At 74.4% G+C, this 19,120-nt stretch carries 20 protein-coding genes; 13 read left to right on the forward strand and 7 right to left on the reverse strand.

Translation table 11 applies throughout. The features are described from left to right. Positions 1–27: 27 nt before the first annotated feature. The 6 genes from MTO91_RS11075 to MTO91_RS11100 all read left to right on the forward strand — a co-directional run bounded on the left by MTO91_RS11075 (position 28) and on the right by MTO91_RS11100 (position 5,776). Positions 28–1,725: an L-lactate permease gene (locus MTO91_RS11075; RefSeq protein WP_253068997.1), complete on the forward strand. Its 1,698-nt coding sequence runs from the start codon at positions 28–30 to the stop codon at positions 1,723–1,725. A gap of 34 nt (positions 1,726–1,759) precedes the next feature. Further along, entirely contained in the window at positions 1,760–2,308 is a 549-nt protein-coding gene (locus MTO91_RS11080; RefSeq protein WP_179760282.1) for a GNAT family N-acetyltransferase, read from the forward strand. A gap of 86 nt (positions 2,309–2,394) precedes the next feature. Then, positions 2,395–3,069 carry an HAD family hydrolase gene (locus MTO91_RS11085; RefSeq protein WP_083658883.1) on the forward strand — a complete coding sequence of 225 codons (675 nt, stop codon included), beginning with the start codon at positions 2,395–2,397 and terminating at the stop codon, positions 3,067–3,069. 63 nt (positions 3,070–3,132) lie between these two features. Beyond that, positions 3,133–4,527, forward strand: coding sequence for an MFS transporter (locus MTO91_RS11090; RefSeq protein WP_476654449.1), 1,395 nt, complete (start codon positions 3,133–3,135; stop codon positions 4,525–4,527). Next, on the forward strand, positions 4,524–4,880 hold the full coding sequence (locus MTO91_RS11095) for a hypothetical protein (protein WP_073577056.1): 357 nt from the start codon (positions 4,524–4,526) through the stop codon (positions 4,878–4,880). Before MTO91_RS11090 ends, MTO91_RS11095 begins: the two co-directional genes overlap by 4 nt. Further along, positions 4,877–5,776, forward strand: a complete 900-nt coding sequence (locus MTO91_RS11100) for a pseudouridine-5'-phosphate glycosidase (RefSeq protein ID WP_073577055.1) — start codon at positions 4,877–4,879, stop codon at positions 5,774–5,776. The genes MTO91_RS11095 and MTO91_RS11100 overlap by 4 nt, the downstream gene beginning before the upstream one ends. 15 nt (positions 5,777–5,791) lie before the next feature. On the opposite strand, the gene MTO91_RS11105 is transcribed toward MTO91_RS11100, so the two are convergent. The 4 genes from MTO91_RS11105 to MTO91_RS11120 form a co-directional block, all read right to left on the reverse strand. Then, entirely contained in the window at positions 5,792–6,337 is a 546-nt protein-coding gene (locus MTO91_RS11105; protein ID WP_304580175.1) for an NAD(P)H-dependent oxidoreductase, read from the reverse strand. Then, positions 6,334–6,849 carry a flavin reductase family protein gene (locus MTO91_RS11110; protein WP_476654450.1) on the reverse strand — a complete coding sequence of 172 codons (516 nt, stop codon included), beginning with the start codon at positions 6,847–6,849 and terminating at the stop codon, positions 6,334–6,336. Before MTO91_RS11110 ends, MTO91_RS11105 begins: the two co-directional genes overlap by 4 nt. 257 nt (positions 6,850–7,106) lie before the next feature. Further along, on the reverse strand, positions 7,107–8,255 hold the full coding sequence (locus MTO91_RS11115) for a sigma-70 family RNA polymerase sigma factor (RefSeq protein ID WP_226356376.1): 1,149 nt from the start codon (positions 8,253–8,255) through the stop codon (positions 7,107–7,109). Positions 8,256–8,457: 202 nt separating this feature from the next. Next, on the reverse strand, positions 8,458–9,744 hold the full coding sequence (locus MTO91_RS11120) for an alpha/beta fold hydrolase (protein WP_062402508.1): 1,287 nt from the start codon (positions 9,742–9,744) through the stop codon (positions 8,458–8,460). A 336-nt stretch (positions 9,745–10,080) separates the two neighbouring features. On the opposite strand from MTO91_RS11120, the gene MTO91_RS11125 reads away from it, so the two are divergent. The 4 genes from MTO91_RS11125 (at position 10,081) to MTO91_RS11140 (ending at position 14,474) form a co-directional block, all read left to right on the forward strand. Continuing rightward, complete coding sequence (locus tag MTO91_RS11125; protein WP_476654451.1) at positions 10,081–11,871, forward strand: PHA/PHB synthase family protein; 1,791 nt, start codon at positions 10,081–10,083, stop codon at positions 11,869–11,871. Between the two features lie 219 nt (positions 11,872–12,090). After that, positions 12,091–12,588: a helix-turn-helix domain-containing protein gene (locus MTO91_RS11130; RefSeq protein WP_301549213.1), complete on the forward strand. Its 498-nt coding sequence runs from the start codon at positions 12,091–12,093 to the stop codon at positions 12,586–12,588. A 109-nt stretch (positions 12,589–12,697) separates the two neighbouring features. Continuing rightward, complete coding sequence (locus MTO91_RS11135; RefSeq protein ID WP_062402515.1) at positions 12,698–13,060, forward strand: hypothetical protein; 363 nt, start codon at positions 12,698–12,700, stop codon at positions 13,058–13,060. 103 nt (positions 13,061–13,163) lie between these two features. Next, positions 13,164–14,474: a patatin-like phospholipase family protein gene (locus tag MTO91_RS11140; RefSeq protein WP_476654452.1), complete on the forward strand. Its 1,311-nt coding sequence runs from the start codon at positions 13,164–13,166 to the stop codon at positions 14,472–14,474. A 12-nt stretch (positions 14,475–14,486) separates the two neighbouring features. Here the strand turns inward: MTO91_RS11140 and MTO91_RS11145 are convergent, their stop codons facing one another. The 3 genes from MTO91_RS11145 to MTO91_RS11155 all read right to left on the reverse strand — a co-directional run bounded on the left by MTO91_RS11145 (position 14,487) and on the right by MTO91_RS11155 (position 16,875). Beyond that, positions 14,487–14,771 (reverse strand): YggT family protein, encoded by a 285-nt coding sequence (locus MTO91_RS11145; protein ID WP_224402809.1) that lies wholly within the window; start codon positions 14,769–14,771, stop codon positions 14,487–14,489. Between the two features lie 65 nt (positions 14,772–14,836). Beyond that, a complete protein-coding gene (dtd, locus tag MTO91_RS11150; protein ID WP_208819543.1) occupies positions 14,837–15,298 on the reverse strand; it encodes a D-aminoacyl-tRNA deacylase in 462 nt (153 codons plus the stop codon). Beyond that, entirely contained in the window at positions 15,295–16,875 is a 1,581-nt protein-coding gene (locus MTO91_RS11155; RefSeq protein WP_476654453.1) for a DUF7782 domain-containing protein, read from the reverse strand. The genes dtd and MTO91_RS11155 overlap by 4 nt, the downstream gene beginning before the upstream one ends. Before the next feature lie 10 nt (positions 16,876–16,885). Here MTO91_RS11155 and MTO91_RS11160 point away from each other — a divergent pair, with 10 nt between their 5' ends. Genes MTO91_RS11160 through MTO91_RS11170 form a run of 3 tightly spaced genes read left to right on the forward strand, consistent with a single transcriptional unit; the run spans position 16,886 to position 19,098 of the window. Then, positions 16,886–17,476, forward strand: a complete 591-nt coding sequence (locus MTO91_RS11160; protein ID WP_476654454.1) for an HhH-GPD-type base excision DNA repair protein — start codon at positions 16,886–16,888, stop codon at positions 17,474–17,476. Positions 17,477–17,503: 27 nt separating this feature from the next. Further along, positions 17,504–17,911: an ArsR/SmtB family transcription factor gene (locus MTO91_RS11165; protein WP_062402532.1), complete on the forward strand. Its 408-nt coding sequence runs from the start codon at positions 17,504–17,506 to the stop codon at positions 17,909–17,911. Then, complete coding sequence (locus MTO91_RS11170) at positions 17,908–19,098, forward strand: AMP nucleosidase (protein ID WP_100880327.1); 1,191 nt, start codon at positions 17,908–17,910, stop codon at positions 19,096–19,098. The genes MTO91_RS11165 and MTO91_RS11170 overlap by 4 nt, the downstream gene beginning before the upstream one ends. Positions 19,099–19,120: the final 22 nt, after the last annotated feature.

Here is a 19,120-nt window from a genome sequence, read left to right on the forward strand (position 1 = left end):
ATCGGCGACGGCGCCCCGGGGAGATCCGTGTTCCAGCAAGATCCCGAACCACTCGGCAGTCTCTGGCTGTCCGCACTCGTCGCACTGCTCCCGCTGGTGGCGATCTTCGTGACGCTGGGTGCCCTGCGCTGGAAGGCGCACTGGGCCGGGCTGGCCGCACTCGTCGTCGCCGTCGCGGTCGCGGTGGCGGCCTTCGGGATGCCGGTGCACCTGGCCCTGCTCTCGGCCACCGAGGGAGCGGTGTTCGGCCTGTTCCCGATCATGTGGATCGTCTTCACCGCGATCTGGCTCTACCAGCTCACCGTCGCCGCGGGCCGGTTCGAGGACCTGCGCGCCGCCTTCGGGCTGATCTCCGACGACCCCCGGGTGCAGGCGATCATCATCGCGTTCTGCTTCGGTGGTCTGCTCGAGGCGCTGGCCGGGTTCGGTGCCCCGGTGGCGATCACCGGCGTCATGCTGATGGCGCTCGGGTTCTCCCCGGTCCGGGCGGCGGTCGTCGTGCTGCTGGCCAACACCGCCCCCGTCGCGTTCGGCGCGGTCGGCACGCCGATCATCACCGCGGGCACCCTCACCGGGATCCCGTACAACGAGATCGGCGCCGTCGTCGGACACCAGACCCCGGTGCTCGCGTTCATCGTCCCGACGCTGCTGGTGCTGCTCGTCGACGGGAGGCGCGGGGTGCGCCAGGTCTGGCCGGTGGCGCTCGTCATCGGTCTCGCGTTCGCCGTCGCCCAGTGGCTGGCCGCCACCTACCTCTCGGTCGAGCTCACCGACATCGTCGCCTCATTGACCGGGCTGGCGGCCGGCGTGGTCCTGCTGCGCTTCTGGCAGCCGCGCGGCGGCGCCGAGGCGATGGAGACGCTGCGCATCGAGCGCACCGCCGACGCACCCGTCGAGGACCCGGGAGGCGACGGCGGTGGGTCCGTCGCGACCGAGAAGCGCACCCTCGCCGAGCGCTCGCAGGCGCTGTCGGTCGGCAGGCTGTTCATGGCCTTCGCGCCGTACCTGCTGATCATCGTGGTGTTCTCGGTGGCGAAGCTGGTCGGCCCGGTGTCGACCTTCCTGACCGGCACCGACCTCAAGATCGGCTGGCCGGGGCTCGACGGACAGGTCCTCGGCGCGTCCGGGGACCCGGTGTCGACCACGACCTACAGCGTCCAGTGGCTCTCCTCGCCCGGCTCGCTGCTGCTGATCTGCGGCATCGGCGTCGCGGTGATGTACCGGCTCACGCCCGCGACGGCGGTCCGGGAGTTCGCCGCCACCGCGTACAAGCTGCGGTTCGCCTTCCTCACCGTGGCCACCGTCCTCGCGCTGGCCTACGTGATGAACCTGTCCGGGCAGACGATCTCCATCGGCACCTGGATCGCCGGGACCGGCGCGGCGTTCGCGTTCCTCTCGCCGATCCTCGGCTGGCTCGGCACCGCGGTCACCGGCTCGGACACCTCGGCGAACGCCCTGTTCGCGACGCTGCAGCAGACCGCGGCCGAGCAGGCGGGCCTGGACCCGCACCTGATGGTCGCGGCGAACACCTCCGGCGGCGTCGTCGGGAAGATGATCAGTCCGCAGAACCTCACCATCGCGGCGACGGCCGTGGGCGTCGCCGGCCGGGAGTCCGAGCTGTTCCGGCGGACGATCCTGTGGAGCGTCGGGCTGCTCGCGGTGCTGTGCGTGCTGGTGTCCCTGCAGTCGACCCCGGTGCTCGGATGGATGCTCCCGACCTTCTGACCACGCCGCCGGGCGCTGCGGAAAGATCGTCCGGGTGCGCCTGACCGTCCTGCCCACCGCCGATCTCGGGCGCGACGGGCTCCGTGCCCTGCGTGCCCTGCTCGACGCCGCGTTCCCCGCCGACGCCGACGGGGCCGGCGGGTTCGACGACGCCTCGTTCGACCACGCGCTCGGCGGGGTGCACGTGCTGGCCGGTCCGCTGCACGACCCGGTCGGGCACGCGGCCGTCGTGGGCCGCAGGCTGCTGCACGACGGCGTCGCGCTGCGCACCGGCTACGTCGAGGCCGTGGCCGTGCGGCCCGGGAGCCAGGGCGGCGGGCTCGGCGGGCGGCTCATGGCCGAGGTGGACCGGATCGTGCGCGGCGGGTACCGGCTCGGGGCGCTCGGCGCGGCCGCCCGCGCCGCGCGGCTCTACCGCAGGCACGGCTGGGAACCGTGGTGCGGCCCGCTCGCCGCGCTCACCCCTTACGGCGTCGTCGACACCCCCGACGAGCGCGGCACCGTGCACGTCCTGCCCGTCGACGCGCCGCTCGACCCGGCCCGCGCGCTGGTCTGCGACTGGCGCGACGGCGAGCTGTGGTGACGCCCGCCCCGGAGTGACGCGGCCGGTTCACCCGGATGTCGACCAGGAGTCGGGTGATCGTCATCCGGCGCCGGTGGAGTTCACCCGTGCAACTGGCGGTGCTCGACCTGGCGGGTACGACGATGGTCGACGACGGGCTCGTGCTCGCCGGCCTGCGGGCCGGCCTGCGCGCCGCCGGGGTCCGCGTCGACGGTCCCTGCTACCCGGCGCTGGACCGGCAGGCCCGCGCGACGATGGACCGCCCGGTCATGACGGTGCTCGGCGAGCTCCTCGACGGCGACATGTACCGGGCCCGCCGCGCGCACTCCGCGTTCGCCGACCACCTGCACGCCGCGCTGGACGCGGGCCGCGTCCGCCCGGTCCCCGGCGCCGCGCAGACCCTCGACGCGCTCCGCGACGCCGGCCTGAGCGTGGCCCTGACCTGCGGGTTCGATCCCGAGCTGCGGGACCGGCTGGTGTCGGCGCTGGAGTTCACCGAACGGGCGGACATGGTCCTGTCGCCCGCCGACGTCGACGGCCGCGGCCTGCCCGAGCCCGACCTGCTCCACGCCGCGGCACGGCGGGCCGGGACCGAGCACTCCCAGGTCGCGGTGGCCGGTGACGCGACCGCCGACATCGACGCCGCCGTCCGGGCGGGGGCGGGGCTCGCGGTCGGGGTGCGGGGTGGGGCGCACGGCGAGCCGCGGCTGCGTGCGGCGGGCGCCGACGCCGTCATCGACTCGGTCGCGGACCTGCCCGCGCTGCTCGGCCTCCCCAGCTGAGCTCGCACGGCGTAGCGTCCGTCCCGATCTTGACCGGTCCGCGGTGACGACGGGGGTGGCGGCGTGGCCCGACGCACGGTGGCGGTGGCGTCGCTCGGCACGATGCTGGCCCTGGTCAGCTACACCGCGCCGCTGGCCACCCTGGCCCCGATCGCGGCCGACCTGGGCTCCTCGCCGTCCGGGCGCTCCTGGATCCTCAGCTCGATGAGCCTGGGGCTCACCGCGGTGCTGCTGACCGCGGGGACCCTGGCCGACCGGCTGGGGCGGCGCGCGGTGTTCACGACCGGCGCGGTCGTGCTGGCCCTGGCCTCGGCGGGCGGCGCGCTCGCCACCGGCACCGCCGGGTTCGTCGCCGGCCGGATCGGGCAGGGCGTCGGGGCCGCCGCGGTCGTCGCGTGCAGCCTCGCGCTGATCGGGCACGCGCTGCCGCCGGGTCCGCGCCGCTCGGCCGCCACCGGGCTGTGGGGCGCGGCGCTGGCCGCCGGGATCGCGGCCGGTCCGCTGCTCGCGGGCCTGCTGCCGTGGCGGGTGCTCTACCTCGCGGTCGCGGTCGCCGGGCTGGCGCTCGCCGTCGCCGGCGCGACGCTGCTCACCGAGTCCACCGCCGGGCGGCCGCGCCCGGTCGACGTCGCGGGGATGGTGCTGCTCGCCGCCGGGCTGACGGTGCTGCTCGCCGGCCTCACCGAGGCCCGGCGGCTGCCGGTCACCACCACGACCGTCGTGCTGCTGGTCGCCGGGGCGGCGCTGCTGGCGGGGTTCGTCGCCGTCCAGTTCGTCGTCGCGCACCCGATGGCGGGGCCGGAGCTGTTCCGCCATCCCGGGCTGGTCGCGGCGACCGTCGCGAGCATGGCCACCGGGCTCGGCATCATCTCGCTGAGCTCCTACCTGCCCGCGCTGCTCGCCCCGGTGCACGGCACCGCCCCCGCGACGGCGGCGCTGCTGCTGCTCGGCTGGTCGGGCACCAGCATCGTGACCGCGCTGCTCACCCGCCGGATCAGCGAACGGGTCACCGGCGGGGTCCGTCTCGGCGTGGGCCTGCTGGTCATGACGGCCGGTCAGCTCGGGCTGCTCGCGACCGGTTCCGGCACCGGGGCGGTCCTGGCCGCGCTCGTCGTCGTCGGCGTCGGCACCGGGGTCGTGAACGCGACGCTCGGCCGCGAGGCGGTCGCCTCGGTGCCGCCGGACCGGGCGGGCACCGGTAGCGGCATCAACAACACCACCCGCTACCTGGGCGCCGCCGTCGGCGTCACGCTGACCTCGGTGCTGACCTCACCGGCGGGCGACGAGCCGGTGCCGGTGCTGCTGGCCGGCTGGCACGTCGCCGTGCTGGTCGCGACCGGGTTCACCCTGCTCGGCGCACTCATCGCGCTGGCCTGCGCCCGCTCGGCAGCCCGCCCCCGGTCCCGGCGCCGCAGGGTTGACGGCCGGTGCCGCGGCGAGCAGCGTGCGGGGACGTGACGACCCTGCTGGTGATCGGATTCGACCCGGCGCGGATCCCCGGGTACGACCCGGCGCCCGTGCTCACCGCCCTGGAACGGGGCCGCGACGCCTACCGCGCGGCCGGGATCGAGGCGACCGAGGTCCTCGTCGGGCCGGACGGTGAGCTGCCCCGGATCACCGCGGCGCTGACCGCCCGCCGCTACGACTGCGTGCTCGTCGGCGGCGGGCTCCGGAAGCCCCCGGAGTGCCTGGAGCTGTTCGAGCGGGTGGTGAACCTGGTGCACCGGCACGCGCCCGGCTCGGCGATCGCGTTCGGCACCTCGCCCGTCGACGGAGCCGAGGCCGCCCTCCGTGCGCCGGCCGCCGCATGAGGGTGGGGGAGCGGGTCGCCGACGCCCTGGCCGCAGGCCGCCCGGTGCTGGCGTGCGAGTCGACGATCGTCACCCACGGCCTGCCCACACCGCGCAACCTCGCCGTCGCCCGGGAGGCCGAGGAGCTCGTCGGCTCGCTCGGCGTCGTCCCGGCGACCATCGGGGTGCTCGACGGCGAGGTCGTCGTCGGGCTGACCGGCGACGAGCTCTCCCGGCTGGCGGGATCCCCCGGCGTGGCGAAGCTGTCCGCCCGGGACCTGCCGGTGGCCGTGGCGACCGGCGCGAGCGGGGGCACGACGGTCGCGGCGACCGCGCACCTCGCCCACCGGGCCGGCATCCGGGTGTTCGCCACCGGCGGGCTCGGCGGGGTGCACCGCGGTGCCGCGCGCACCTTCGACGAGTCGGCCGACCTGCCCGCGCTCGCCGCGCTGCCGCTGGTGGTGGTGAGCGCCGGGGTGAAGTCGGTGCTCGACGTGCCGGCCACCCTGGAGCGGCTGGAGACCCTCGGTGTCACCGTCGCCGGGTACCGCACGCACGCCTTCCCCGGCTTCTACGTCGCCGACTCCGGGCACCGGGTCGGCCAGCGGGTGGAGTCGCCGGAGCAGGCCGCTGCGGCCTGGCGGGCCGCCCGCGACCTCGGCTTGCCCGGGGCGCTGCTGGTGGCGAACCCGGTCCCGGCCGCCGAGCAGCTCCCGCCCGATGTCCATGACGCCGCCCTGGCCGACGCCCTCGCCGCGCTCGACGGGGCCGGGATCGGCGGACAGGACGCGACGCCGTTCCTGCTGGCGCGGGTCCGCGACGCGACCGGCGACGCCAGCCTGGAGGTCAACGTCGCGGTGTACCGCCACAACGTGGCACTGGGCGCCCGGATCGCCACCGCCCTGACGGGGCGGTGACGTGCCGGTGGCTCCTCAGACGACGGGCGTGATCGCCCGCAGCGCCTCGGAGCCGCGTACGGCCGTGGCCAGGTCGGCCAGCGCCCGCCCGTGCGCCGCCGCGAGCTCCGCGGAGGCCTCGGTGAGGGTGTTGCGGTCCACGTAGCCGGAATGGTCGAGGTAGAGCCCGGGGGACAGAACCTGGACGGCGAAGAACCCGGCCAGCACCGACCGCAGCCCGTCGACGGCGAGGAAGTGGTGCCCGCTCGCGCCGGTCAGCACGACCGCGGCCGCCTTGCCCTGGAGCGGGGCGGTCTTCTCGCCCCACTTCCCGCGCTCGGTGGCCTCCAGAAGCGCCCGCAGCGACGCCGTGTGCCCGGCCCGGTAGACCGGGCTGCCGAACACGACGGCGTCGGCGTCGGCGAAGGCCGCGGTGACCTCGGCGACGGGGGTCTGCGACAGCTCGACCAGGGCGGTGTCGGCCCCGGTGCCGGCGAGGATCCCGGCGACGGCGGCCGCCGTGCGACCGCCCGGCTCCGGGCCCGCGACGACCCCGATGATCCGGCCCACGGTGCCGCTCACGAGCCGGCCCGCGGGGTGAGGGCGTAGGTGCCGCGGTGGAACAGCAGCGGCAGCCGGTCCGGGTCCGCGCCGAGCGCGTCGACCCGGGCGACGACGATCGTGTGGTCGCCGCCGTCGTACTCGTTCCACAGGGTGCAGTCGACCCAAGCGCCGACGCCGTCGAGGACCGGTGAGCCGGACGGCGCCGCCTCCCAGGTCACCCCGGCGAACTTGTCGACCCCGGAGCGGGCGAACCCGGCGCTGTGGTGCTCGTGGTCGGCGGCCAACACGTTCACACAGAACCGGCCCACCTCGCGGATGCGCGGCCAGGTCGAGGACCCGCGCGACGGCGCGAAGCTCACCAGTGGCGGGTCCAGCGACAGCGACGCGAAGGACTGACAGGTGAACCCGATGGGCCCGTCCGGGCCGATCGCGGTGACGACGACGACGCCGGACGCGAACGCGCCCAGTGCGTCGCGCATGGACTCCGGGGTCACGACGGGGGTGACCGGGCCGGGGAGGGAACGCGACATGACCCGACCCTAGGCGGGGACGGTGCGCTCGGCCAACGATCCGGCCCCGGGTGGTGGGGAACACGCCGTGCCGTGTCGCGGCCGCCACCGTGTCGCCGTGACCGCTCCGGAATCGATCCGGTAGAACTCCCCGTGCCGTGCATCCCGAACTCGTGGGGAGCCCCGGGGTGCCCGAGACGGCAACGGCCGGCGGAGCGATCGCTCCGCCGGCCGTCCTTCACCGGGGGCCGGGTGGGGGGACGCCCGGCCGGCCCGGGTCAGCTCGCGTAGGCGCGCAGCTTGTCGGCGCGCTCGCCGACCCGCAGCTTCGACATGACCTCGCGCTCGATCTGGCGCACCCGCTCACGGGAGAGCTTGAAGGCGCGGCCGATCTGGTCGAGCGTGTGCGGCTGGCCGTCGTCGAGGCCGAAGCGCATCCGGATGACCTTCTGCTCGCGGTCCTCCAGGGTCGACAGCACCCGGCGGAGGTCGTCGTGCAGCAGGCTCGAGATCACGGTGTTCTCGGCGTCGGTCGCCTCGGCGTCCTCGATGAAGTCACCGAGTGGCGCCTCCTCCTCGGACCCGACCGGCATGTCCAGGCTCACCGGGTCGCGGGCGTGGTCGAGCAGGTCCTGGATCTTGTGCTCCGGGATCCCCGACTCGGCCGACAGCTCGGCGTCGCTGGGCTCGCGGCCCTGGCGCTGGTGCATGTCCCGCTTGATCCGGGCCAGTTTGTTGACCTGCTCCACCAGGTGCACGGGCAGCCGGATGGTGCGGGCCTGGTCGGCCATGCCCCGCGTGATGGCCTGCCGGATCCACCAGGTCGCGTAGGTCGAGAACTTGAAGCCCTTGGTGTAGTCGAACTTCTCCACCGCGCGGATCAGGCCCAGGTTGCCCTCCTGGATCAGGTCCAGCAGCGGCATCCCGCGCCCGGTGTAGCGCTTGGCGAGCGAGACCACCAGCCGGAGGTTCGCCTCCAGCAGGTGGTTCTTGGCCAGCAGCCCGTCGCGGACGACCGCGCGCAGGTCGCGGCGGTACTGCAGGTCCAGCCCGTCCAGCGTGCCGTCGGCGGCGGCGGTGTCCAGCCGGTGCTGGGCGAACACGCCGGCCTCGATGCGCCGGGCGAGCTCGACCTCCTGCGCCGCGGTCAGCAGTGCGGTCTTGCCGATCCCGTTGAGGTAGACGCGCACCAGGTCCGCGGCGGGACTCTGGGCGTCGAGATCCTCCGCCACCGCGGCCGCGGCACCGGGTACGGTGGCTTCCAGTGCGGTGCCTCCGTCGCCGTCGGTGCGACGGCGGGAGCTGCGAGCGACCTTGGGGGCGGTCCGCTTCGCGCCGGACGACGACACGGTGGCGCGAGCGGGGGCCTCGGTCGTGAGGCGCGGGCCGGGTACGGCCGGAGCGGTCGTGGTCACCGTCATGTGCATTTCCTCCCCTGCGCGGGCTGCGGCGGGCGATTGATGGGCCTCGCCGCTTGCCCTGTACGGGGTCAACGCAGCCGTTCCGGGGATCGTTCCCACGACGAGGCCCCGCAGGCCGGAAATGTGCCTGCGGGGCCGTGTCGTCGGTCACATGCAGTTGCGGTTCTCTCAGGGTCCTCTTAGAGAGCGACCCGGCCGGGCGTACCGGTCAGGGTGCGGGCACCCGCGGGGTGTCCCGCGGGTCGGCCACGGCGCGGACGCTGCTGCGCCGCCGCGACGCCTTGCCGGCCCCGGTGTCCTTCTTCGACGGCACCGAGTGGCCGTAGACGGTCTCCATCAGCACCGGCCAGTCGTGGCGCAGTGCGTCACGGCCCATGAACAGGCCCAGGTGGCCCGCGGTCGCCGTCCGGTAGGTGACGTCCGCGGCCGGGGTCCCGACCTTCTCCGCCGCGGCGAACAGCTGCGGGGCGGGGGTGATGTGGTCCGCGGAGCCCGCCAGCAGCAGCAGCGGGCAGTCGATCGCCCCCATGTCGACGGTCCGGCCGTCGACGGTGAGCGTGCCCTTGATCAACCGGTTCTTCCAGAACAGGTTCTCCACCAGCCACAGGTAGAACGCGCCGGGGATGTCCTGGGTGTACTTGAACCAGTCCTCGAACACCCGGTAGCGCTCGACGTGGGTGGGGTCGTCGATGTTCTCCAGCAGCTGCAGCTGCCGGGAGATCTCCGACTGCGGCTGGATCGAGATGAAGTTCGACAGCACCGCCGAGCCCGGCATGTTGCCGCCGCCCGCGGCGACCAGCGCCTTGTACGGCGCCATCCCCATCGTCCCCGCCATCAGCCGGGTCGAGGCGGCGATCACCGACTCGCCCGCGTGGAAGTCGATCGGCGCACCGGCCAGGGTCAGGGTGTTGACCCGGTCCGGGTGCAGCGCGGCGTAGATCGTGGCCAGCCAGCCGCCCTGGCAGTCGCCCACCAGGTTGGCCTTCCCGCCCATCCGCCGGATGGAGCGGTCGATCACCTCGAGGTAGTCGGTGATCGTGACGTTCTTCGTCGCGGTCGTGGCGGGCCGCCAGTCCAGCGCGTAGACCTTCGTCAGGCCCGAGGCGCGGATCATGGCGATCTGGCTCTGCTGCGGCGAGTAGTCCACGACGGTCGAGGAGTGGCCGGCCTGGGGCGGCAGCACCAGGGTGGGGACCACGTCGTCGTCGCGGTGCTCGGCGGCGGTGAAGTCACGCAGCGACGCGAACGGCGTCGACAGCACGACCTCGTTGGCCAGGTGCCAGGTCGGCTCGCGCCGGTCGGCCATCGCCGAGATCCACAGCAGCCCGCGCCGGGCGGCGTCGCCGGGCCGGGCGATCCGCTGGACCGCGTCGATCCAGTAGGCGCCGGTGGCCCGGCCGACCTCGGCCACCACCTTGGTCAGGTTCCGGGTGTTGTACGACACGAGGTACCGGAGGGGGTCCGGCCGGTCGTCGCTCCCGGTGGCCGCGGCCACGGGGGTCTCGGGAAGGGCACGCGGTCCGTGCTCCCTGGAGGGTGCGGACCGTCGGGTGATCGCCGTGCTCATGGGCCTCTCCCATCAACTCTGATGACCGGGGGCTATCCGGGTTACCGAACGGTAAAACGCGATCGGTATGCCAAGCAAGCGCTGGCCTACTCCGGAGTAGTGCTTTGCTTCGCTTAGCGCAGGTGAGAGGCCTTACAACAATCCGGGGCTGCCTACCGGTGAGTACGCGGTCACCATGTGTCCATCCCGTTGCGCCTCCCGTTCCCTGAGGGAGCGCGGGAACCCAGGCACGGAGACCGAACCGGCCGTCAGGAGTGACGAACAGTGACCACGCAGCCCGTATCCCAGCCCGAGTCCGAGAACGGCAGCGCCGCCGCGTCGAACCAGGCCGCGGAGGTGCTGCGACGGCAGGCGGCCGGTCTCGTGCGGGACCTGCGCGAGCTCGCCAGCCCCGAGGGGCTCGCCGCGAAGGTCGACCCGGTCGGCTTCGGCGGGGCGCTCGGCGAGGCCGCCCGCTCGCTGGTCACCCGGCCCGGCGCGGTGCTGCGCACCGGTCTGGGCTTCGGTGTCGACTCGGCCAAGGCCGTGTCCGCCGCGGCCGCGCGTGCCGTCGGCCGGACGACCACAGGTCCGGCGTCGCTGCCCGAGAAGGACAAGCGCTACGCCGACCCGGCCTGGGAGGGCAACGCCTGGTACTACCTGGCCCGCCAGGAGCACACCCTGCTCGCCGACCGGCTGACCGAGCTGTCGCAGGCCGCCCGCGTCTCGCCGACCGCGCGCCGCAAGCTGGACTGGCTGGTCGGCCAGATCGTCGAGGCGCTGGCCCCGCCGAACGCGGTCGTCACCAACCCGGCCTGGCCGAAGAAGATCGTCGAGACCGGCGGGCTGAACATCGTGCGGGGCGCGCGCAACATGCTGCGCGACGCCGTGCAGAACCAGGGTATGCCGCGCCAGGTCACCCCCGGCGCCTTCCAGGTGGGCAAGGACCTCGCGGTCACCCCGGGCCACGTGGTCTTCCGCAACCGGCTGATCGAGCTCATCCAGTACGAGCCGCAGACGGACAAGGTCCACGAGATCCCGCTGCTCATGAGCCCGCCGTGGATCAACAAGTACTACATCATGGACCTCGCGCCCCAGAAGTCGCTGGTGGAGTGGGCGGTGCAGCACGGCCACACCGTCTTCATGATCAGTTACCGCAACCCGGACTCGTCGCTGGCCGACGTGACGATGAGCGACTACCTGCAGGAGGGCCCGGTCACGGCCCTGGAGGTCGTCCGCGAGATCACCGGCCGGGACACGGTCAACGTCGCCGGGCTCTGCCTGGGCGGCGCGTTGTCCGCCGCGATGACGGCGTGGCTGGAGGCCAAGGGCGACCAGCACGTCAACTCGCTGACCCTGATGAACACGCTGCTCGACTACTCCGGCCCGGGCCAGCTGGGCGTGTTCACCGACGAGAAGACGGTCGACCGGCTCGAGCGGAGCATGCGTAAGGACGGGTACCTGCCCGCCACCAGCATGAAGACGACCTTCGACCTGCTGCGGTCGACCGACCTGGTCTGGAACTACGTCGTCAACGACTGGATGCTCGGCGAGGACCCGAAGCCGTTCGACATGCTGACCTGGAACTCCGACTCCACCCGCATGCCGGCCGCGATGCAGACCGAGTACCTGCGCACGCTGTACCTGGAGAACCGCTTCGCCGAGGGCAAGCTGGAGCTGGCGGGGGAGCGGCTCGACGTGGCCGACATCCGGCCCGACAGCTACATCGTCACCGCCGAGTCCGACCACATCGCGCCCTGGAAGTCGGTCTACACCGGGGCGTCGAAGCTCGGCGGCACGGTGCGGTTCGTGCTGTCGAACTCCGGGCACATCGCCGGCGTGGTCAACCCGCCGTCGCCGAAGTCGCGGCACTGGTTCGGCGAGAGCGACGACCTCCCGGCCCGCGCCGAGGACTGGCGCGACGACGCCACCGAGCGCAAGGCCTCCTGGTGGGAGGACTGGACGCCGTGGATCGCCGAGCGCGCGGGCAAGGAGGTCGCGGCGCCCAAGAAGATCGGGTCGGACGCGCACCCGCCGCTGGAGCCCGCTCCCGGCCGTTACGTGCTGCGCGGCTGAGCCGCCACCCGGAACCCGCCGCCGCCCCGGTGGTCACCGCTGGTCACCGGGGCGGTGCCGTGTCCAGGATGGATGGTCGTCTCCGCTGTCCACTGTCGACGCTGCATCGGATGCGTGCGCAACCGCCGTCCGGCGGGGAGAATGCGTCGCCATGGACCGCGTACGTTCTGTGCCCGCGCGCCGGCGACCGCCGCGCGGGCCCCTCCGGGCGGGGACGCCGTGAGCCGCGCGGGGGAGGCCCCCACGCACGGCGGGCGCCGGCCGCGGAGCGCCGGGGAGACCGCCGCCGACGAGCTGCGCGAGAACGGCCGCCGGGCCGCCGAGGACGCGTGGAGTGCACAGGTGAACGCTCTGGGCGGGTTCATCCGGGCGCAGCGCCAGATGGCCAAGCTCTCGCTGCGCGAGATGGCGGCGATGACCAAGGTGTCCAACGCCTACCTCAGCCAGGTCGAGCGGGGGCTGCACCAGCCGTCGCTGAAGGTGCTGCGCTCGATCGCCGACGCGCTGCACCTCAACACCGACCAGATGCTCAGCCGGGCCGGCTGGTCGGTCGGCGACCCGGACGTCGCGGGCGACGCCGCCCCGGCCGAGCAGGCCGCCCCCGTGGCCGAGTCGCCGCCGGGTGTCGAGGCCGCGATCGAGGCCGACGCACGGCTGTCCGACGAGCAGAAGGCGGCCCTGCTGGGGGTGTACCGGAGCTTCGTGCAGCGGGACTGAGCTGCCGTGCTTGACATACTTAACGGGCGTGCGTAGTTTTCTTGGCATGCCGGGGTGCACGTCAGCACCCCGTCCACGCCGAGAAACGTCTCCCGGGAGGGAAGCACCGATGACCGCCTCCACCGAGCAGTTCGTCGACATCGCCAAGCGCGGCCAGGACCTGGTCACCGAGTCCGTCCGCGGGTGGACCGAGGCCGCGAGCGGCCTGGCCCGCCAGTTCGGCGCCGGTGACCGCCCGCAGCTGCCCGACGCGGGTGCCGCCGTCGAGCGCGTCTTCGACTTCTACGAGCAGGTGCTCGGCCACCAGCGCGAGTTCGCCCGTACCGTCGTCGGCGCGGGCACCTCGGTGTTCGACCAGGTCACCGAGCAGGCCACCAAGGCCGCCGAGGCCGTGACCGAGCACGCCGGGCGCAGCACCGAGGCCGCCGCGGAGAAGACCGCGCGCGCCACCCGGAGTGCCGCCGGCAAGTGACCCCGCCCGACGACGGCCCCCGCCCGGTTCCCGGGTGGGGGCCGTCGTCGTGTGTGACCGGGTCGCGCTGTCCCTACCCACCGGTCCGCGCGAGGGTGACCCCATGAGCCCCCGCACCCGGCCCCGCCGCATCGCGATCGCCTGCCAGGGCGGGGGCAGCCACACCGCGTTCACCGCGGGCGTCATGGCCCGGCTGCTGCGCTCGGACGCGCTCGGCTCCGCCGCGGACCCGGCCGAGGTCGTCGCGATCTCGGGCACCTCGGGCGGCGCGATCTGCGCACTCGTCGCCTGGGACCGGCTGCGCGACGGCCAGACCCCCGACCGGCGCGAGGCCGCGGCGACGGCGCTGGAGGAGTTCTGGGCCGACAACGCCGCCCGCACCCCGCTGGAGCGCCTGACCAACCTGGGCGTGGTGACGGCGGGCGCGCTGCAGGGGCTCGGGCTCGTCCCGGCAGGCACCCCGTACCTGGTGCCGCGCCCGTTCGACGGCACCCGCCAGTTCCTCGACCTGGTCTCACGGCACGTGGACTTCGCCGCCATCGGTCCGGACCCGGCAGGCGCCGCGCCGCTGCTGCTGCTCGGCGCCGTCGACGTGCTGACGGGGGAGTTCCGGGCGTTCTCCAGCCGCACCGACACCCTGACCGCCGAGACCGTGCTCGCCTCGGCCGCGATCCCCACCCTGTTCCGCGCGGTGCACACCGCGGGCGGCGTCTACTGGGACGGGCTGTTCTCGCAGAACCCGCCCACCCGCGACCTGCTCGACACCGACCCCGACGAGCTGTGGGTCGTGCAGATCAACCCGTCGGAGATCGACGGCGAGCCGCGCAGCCCGATCGAGATCGCCGACCGGCGCAACGCACTGGCCGGCAACCTGTCGCTCAACCAGGAGCTCGGGTTCATCGAGACGATCGACCGGCTGCTCGCCGACGGGAGCCTCGGCCCGGACTCGGGCTACCGGCAGGTGACGGTCCGGGTGCTGGAGATGCCGGCCGGCACGGTGCGGTCACGGCTGCTCGGTGCCGCCTCCAAGATCGACCGCGACGTCGCGTTCCTGGACCACCTGCAGCGCCGGGGCGCCGCCGCGGCCGACCGGTTCCTCGGCGCGCTGGCCTTCGAACGGGCGGTGCGCGGCGGCGACCCGGTCGCGCTCGCGGCCGTCGTCACCCCGGACGCGACCCTGACCTCCACCGCCCCGTTCCGGGAGCGGCCGTCCCCGGTGCCGCTGCTCGCCCACCTCGGTGAGCTGCTCGACGGGGAGTTCACCGTCGACCCGACCCGCAAGCAGGTCGCCCGCGACACCGCGGAGTGGGCGGTGCGGGTGCACCGCGACGGCGGTGTCACCGACGGGCTGGCCGAGGCCGGCCTCGACGACGACGGCCGGGTCACCGCGCTGCGGCTCGGGCCACGCCCCTGACCCCGGCCGGGGTCAGAACGGGATCAGCGGCACCACGACCAGCCGCGCCAGCAGCACGGCCACGAACACGATCAGCACCGACAGGTCGAGCCCGACCGCGCCCATCCGGACCGGCTGGACGCGGCGGCGGATCGGGGCGACGACCGGCTCGGTCAGGCCGTGGGTGACACGGCGGGCGGTGTCGAGCACGGCGCCGCCGCGCCCGGAGCCGAGCACGTCGATCCAGTCCACGACGACCCGGGCGACCAGCACGAGCTGGAACAGCCCCAACAGCCAGGACAGCAGGTAGGCGACCATGTCCCCATCGTCCCCTTTCCGGGAGTCCGGTGAGAGACGGCTGAGACCTGGGCCCGGTACCGGGCTCAGACCTCGACCAGGACCGTGAACGGGCCGTCGTTGACCGACTCCACGGCCATCTGCGCGCCGAACTCCCCGGTCCCGACGGTGGCGCCGCGCCCGCGCAGCGCGGCCACCACCGCGTCGACGACCGGCTCGGCGTCCTGCGGGCGGGCCGCCGCCGACCAGGACGGCCTGCGTCCCTTGCGGGTCTCGCCGTACAGGGTGAACTGGCTGACCACCAGCAGCGGGGCGCCGGCGTCCGCGCACGAGCGCTCGTCGCGCAGGAGGCGCAGCTCGTGCAGCTTGCGGGCCATCGTGTCGACCTTCCGCGCGGTCGCGGCGGGGTCGGTGCCGACGTCGTCGGCGTGCACGCCGAGCAGCACCAGCAACCCGGGCCCGATCTCACCGGACACCCGCAGCGGTGTGCCGTCGGGCGCCTCGACCGTCACCGACGCCCGTCGGACGCGGGCGACGACGGCCCTCACCCGACCGGCCCCGACGGCGACGCGGCCGCGGTCCGCGCGGGCACCGGGTGCGGCCAGCCGTCGACCGGCTGGAGCAGGCCGTGCCGGACGAACTCCCGCACCGCGGGCAGCGTCGCCGCGACGAGCGCGTCGACCGGCAGGTCGTGGGCGTAGGACAGCAGCGCGAGCAGCTCGGACAGCGGCAGGTCGCCGCGGCAGCCGGCCAGCAGCGCCGCGGCCGGGGCGTCGACGGGGTGTTCCCAGCCGGGGCCGCCCCAGCGGCGCACGGTCGTCGACAGCTCGGCCCAGCCGCCGTCCGGGTCGACCGACGAGGCCGACTCGAGCACCGTCTCCGGGGCGAGCAGCAGCCGCGCGCCGAGCAGGTCCTCGTCGCGGGTGTGGGCGCGCAGCCAGTCCACCCGGTCCAGCCAGCCGGTCATCTCCCGGCCCAGGCCCTCGCCCAGCTCGCCGGGCAGGTCCTCGACCACGACGGTCGGCTCGCTGTCGGTGCGGCGCAGCATGAGGAAGCCGAACCCGACCCCCTCCACCCGTTCGGCGGCCATCCAGTCCAGCCACGCCCCGGCCTGCTCGCGGGCCGCCCGGGAGGTCGGGACCAGCCCGGCGTCGCGCTGCCAGGTGCCGACGTGCAGGCCCGGGTCGACGACCTCGCGCTGCAGGACCCAGGCGTCGACGCCGTCGGGCAGCCAGGACCGCACCCGGTCCGGCCAGTCCTCGCCGCGCACGTGCAGCCACGACCCCAGCAGCTGCGCGACCCCGCCCGGGTTGAGCAGGCCGGGCAGCTCGCCCAGCAGTCCGGCCAGCGCGGAGTCCCCGGCCGCACCGGAGTCGCGGTAGACGTAGTCCACCCGCGGCGGGCCCGGCACGAACGGCGGGTTGGACACCACCTGGTCGAAGCGCTCCCCGGCCACCGGGGCGAACCACGGGCCCTCCCGCAGGTCGACCTCCACCCCGGACAGCCCCAGCGACAGCCGGGCCAGCGCCAGCGCGCGCGGCAGCACGTCGGTCGCGGTGACCCGCAACGCGTGCCGGGAGCCGTGCAGCGCCTGCACCCCGCAGCCGGTGCCCAGGTCGAGCAGGGTGCCGACCGGGCGGCGGACGGTCGCCGCGGCCAGCGTCAGCGACGCCCCGCCGACGCCGGTGACGTGCTCGCGGTCCTGCCGCGCGGCCGGGGTGTCGATGTCGGACACCACCCACCAGTCGGTGCCCGGCTCGCCGTCGGCGCCGGGGCCCTCGCCGTAGGGGCGCACGTCCAGCGCGGCCCGGATGCCCTCCGGGGTGCGGCGCAGGATCCGGCCCTCCAGCAGCGGGTCCAGGTCGCCGAGCGCCGCGGTCACCGCCGGCTCGGGCTCGGTGTCCTCCAGCAGGAACAGCCGCACCAGGGTGCCGAGCTCCCCGCCGTCGCGGCTGGCCCGGGCCGCGGGCTCCGGCTCGCCGCGGGTCAGTGCGTCGTGCGCGGAGCGGCCCAGCAGGGCGCGCACACCGTCCGGGGTGTAGCCGGCGTCGAGCAGGCAGCCGCGGACGCGTTCGATGTCACCGGCGTCGAGATGGGGGAGCACCCGCCCATTGTCGCGTGCCATCCTGTGCGGCATGAGCGGGATCTGCATCGCCCAGGAACCGGAGGCCGACGCGCTGCTGGAACGCGAGCCCCTCGCGCTGCTGATCGGCATGCTGCTCGACCAGCAGATCCAGATGGAGGTCGCGTTCCGCGGCCCGCTGAAGCTGCACGAGCGCCTCGGCGGGCTCGACGTGCGCGTCATCGCCGACCACGACCCCGAGGGGTTCGCGGCGCTGGCCACCACCCCGCCCGCCATCCACCGCTACGGCGGCTCGATGGCCAGGCGGGTGCAGGAGATGTGCCGCGCGATCGTCGAGGACTGGGACGGGGACCCGGCCGCGATCTGGACCCGCGACGACCCCGACGGGCGCGAGGTGCTGCGCAGGCTCAAGGCGCTGCCCGGCTACGGCGAGCAGAAGGCGAAGATCTTCGTCGCGATCCTCGGCAAGCAGTACGGGGTCACCCCGGACGGCTGGCGGGAGGTCGCCGGGGACTACGGCGCCGACGGCACCCGGCTCTCCGCGGCCGACGTCGTCGACTCCCGGACCCTGCTCGAGGTGCGCGACACGAAGAAGGCGATCAAGGCCGCGGCGCGCGAGAAGAAGGCCGCTGCGGCGAAGTGATCCGCCGACAGGGCTAGCATCACAGGCGTGCACAAGGTTCCGGAGGCGCTCGCCGGCGCACGCGTGATCGACCCGGACCAGGTCTGCGACGCCGTCGCGGTGCTCGCCGACGCCACCAAGGTGGCCGAGGTCGCGACCGTCCTGGACGTCCTGGGCGAGGTCAACCGCCTGTCGCTGCTGCTCGCGCTGCAGCACGCCGGGGACCTCTGCGTCTCCGACCTCGCCGTCGCCGTCGGGATGAGCGACTCGGCCGTCTCGCACGCGCTGCGCCTGCTGCGCGCGCACGGCATGGTCACCGCCCACCGCGAGGGGCGGCTGGTCCGCTACCGGCTGACCGACGGGCTCGCCCGCCGCGTGCTGGAGATCGTGTCGGCGGTCGCCGTCGCCCCGGGCGCGCTGCATGCGCACGGCGCCGACGACGGGGACGCGTCGTGACGCCCGCGATGATCGAACAGGTCCGTCCGCCGGTCCCGGCGGAGAAGCTCGACCACGAGATCGCCCGGCTGCTCGACGCCCTCCAGTCGGTCTACGACGACGGCTGGTACCCCGAGCTCGAGGTCGTGCGCCCCTGGTCGACGCACAACCCGCGCATCTCCGGGGAGTTCGCCCGGCCGTGCGCGATCCGCCGCTACCTGCACCGGGAGCTGCGCGGCCTGCTCGCCGCCGGGGCCACCGTCACCGCCCGCGCGGCCCGCCCGGCCCGGGCGTTCACCGACCCGGAGTTCTTCGCCGCGCTCGACGAGGACCGCTTCGACCTGCGGGTCAAGAAGCTGTTCCTGTTCGGCCCGGAGCGCATGGCGCTCTCGCTGGACCGCCTCTCGCACTACACCGGCACCCCCGCCGAGTCCTTCCAGCGGCACGTGCTGTTCACCAACTACGCGATGCACGTCGAGTCGTTCCTGGAGCGCTTCCCCGACGCCGAGCGGCCCGACCGCGCCGGCGTCCAGATGCCCGCCTACCACCACCCGGGCGCCGACGGCGACGGCGTGACCCTGGTGAACATCGGCGTGGGCCCGGCCAACGCCAAGACCGTCACCGACCACCTCGCCGTGCTCCGCCCGGACACCATGATCATGATCGGGCACTGCGGGGGCCTGCGGAACCGCCAGGAGCTGGGCGACTTCGTGCTGGCCACCGCCTACCAGCGGGCCGACCACGTGCTCGACGAGGTGCTCCCGGCCGACGTGCCGGTCATCCCGAGCATCCGGCTCAACGGCTACCTGATGGACGCGCTCGGCGCGGCCGAGGCGACCTGGCGGCCGGGGGTCGTGCACACCACCGACAACCGCAACTGGGAGTTCAACCAGGCCGCGACGCTGCACCGGATGCGGCTGGCCCGCGCCGTGGCGGTGGACATGGAGTCCGCGACGATCGCCGCCAACGGGTTCCGCTACCGGATCCCGAACGCGACCCTGCTGTGCGTGTCGGACAAGCCGCTGCACGCCGAGCCCAAGCTGGCCGGCGGCGCGCGGGCGTTCTACGAGGCGAGCAAGCGCAAGCACCTCGGGATCGCGCTGGACGCGCTGGACCGGGTCCGCGACGAGCACCCCGACGGCCTGCCCGGCTCCGAGGTCCGCTCCGCCGACGAGCCGCTGCTCGGCAACGGGCCCGACGGCGCCTGACCGACGGCCCGGGCGACGGCGG

Source organism: Pseudonocardia sp. 2-7 (assembly GCF_056341085.1).

Bases quoted from the DNA above. Each gene is read 5' to 3' on its own strand.
- MTO91_RS11110 (WP_476654450.1), bottom strand. From the start codon at position 6,849: ATGTCGCGTTCCCTCCCCGGCCCGGTCACCCCCGTCGTGACCCCGGAG.
- MTO91_RS11160 (WP_476654454.1), top strand. From the start codon at position 16,886: ATGAGCGGGATCTGCATCGCCCAGGAACCGGAGGCCGACGCGCTGCTG.
- MTO91_RS11155 (WP_476654453.1), bottom strand. From the start codon at position 16,875: ATGGCACGCGACAATGGGCGGGTGCTCCCCCATCTCGACGCCGGTGAC.
- MTO91_RS11100 (WP_073577055.1), top strand. From the start codon at position 4,877: ATGAGGGTGGGGGAGCGGGTCGCCGACGCCCTGGCCGCAGGCCGCCCG.
- MTO91_RS11135 (WP_062402515.1), top strand. From the start codon at position 12,698: ATGACCGCCTCCACCGAGCAGTTCGTCGACATCGCCAAGCGCGGCCAG.
- MTO91_RS11115 (WP_226356376.1), bottom strand. From the start codon at position 8,255: ATGCACATGACGGTGACCACGACCGCTCCGGCCGTACCCGGCCCGCGC.
- MTO91_RS11140 (WP_476654452.1), top strand. From the start codon at position 13,164: ATGAGCCCCCGCACCCGGCCCCGCCGCATCGCGATCGCCTGCCAGGGC.
- MTO91_RS11145 (WP_224402809.1), bottom strand. From the start codon at position 14,771: ATGGTCGCCTACCTGCTGTCCTGGCTGTTGGGGCTGTTCCAGCTCGTG.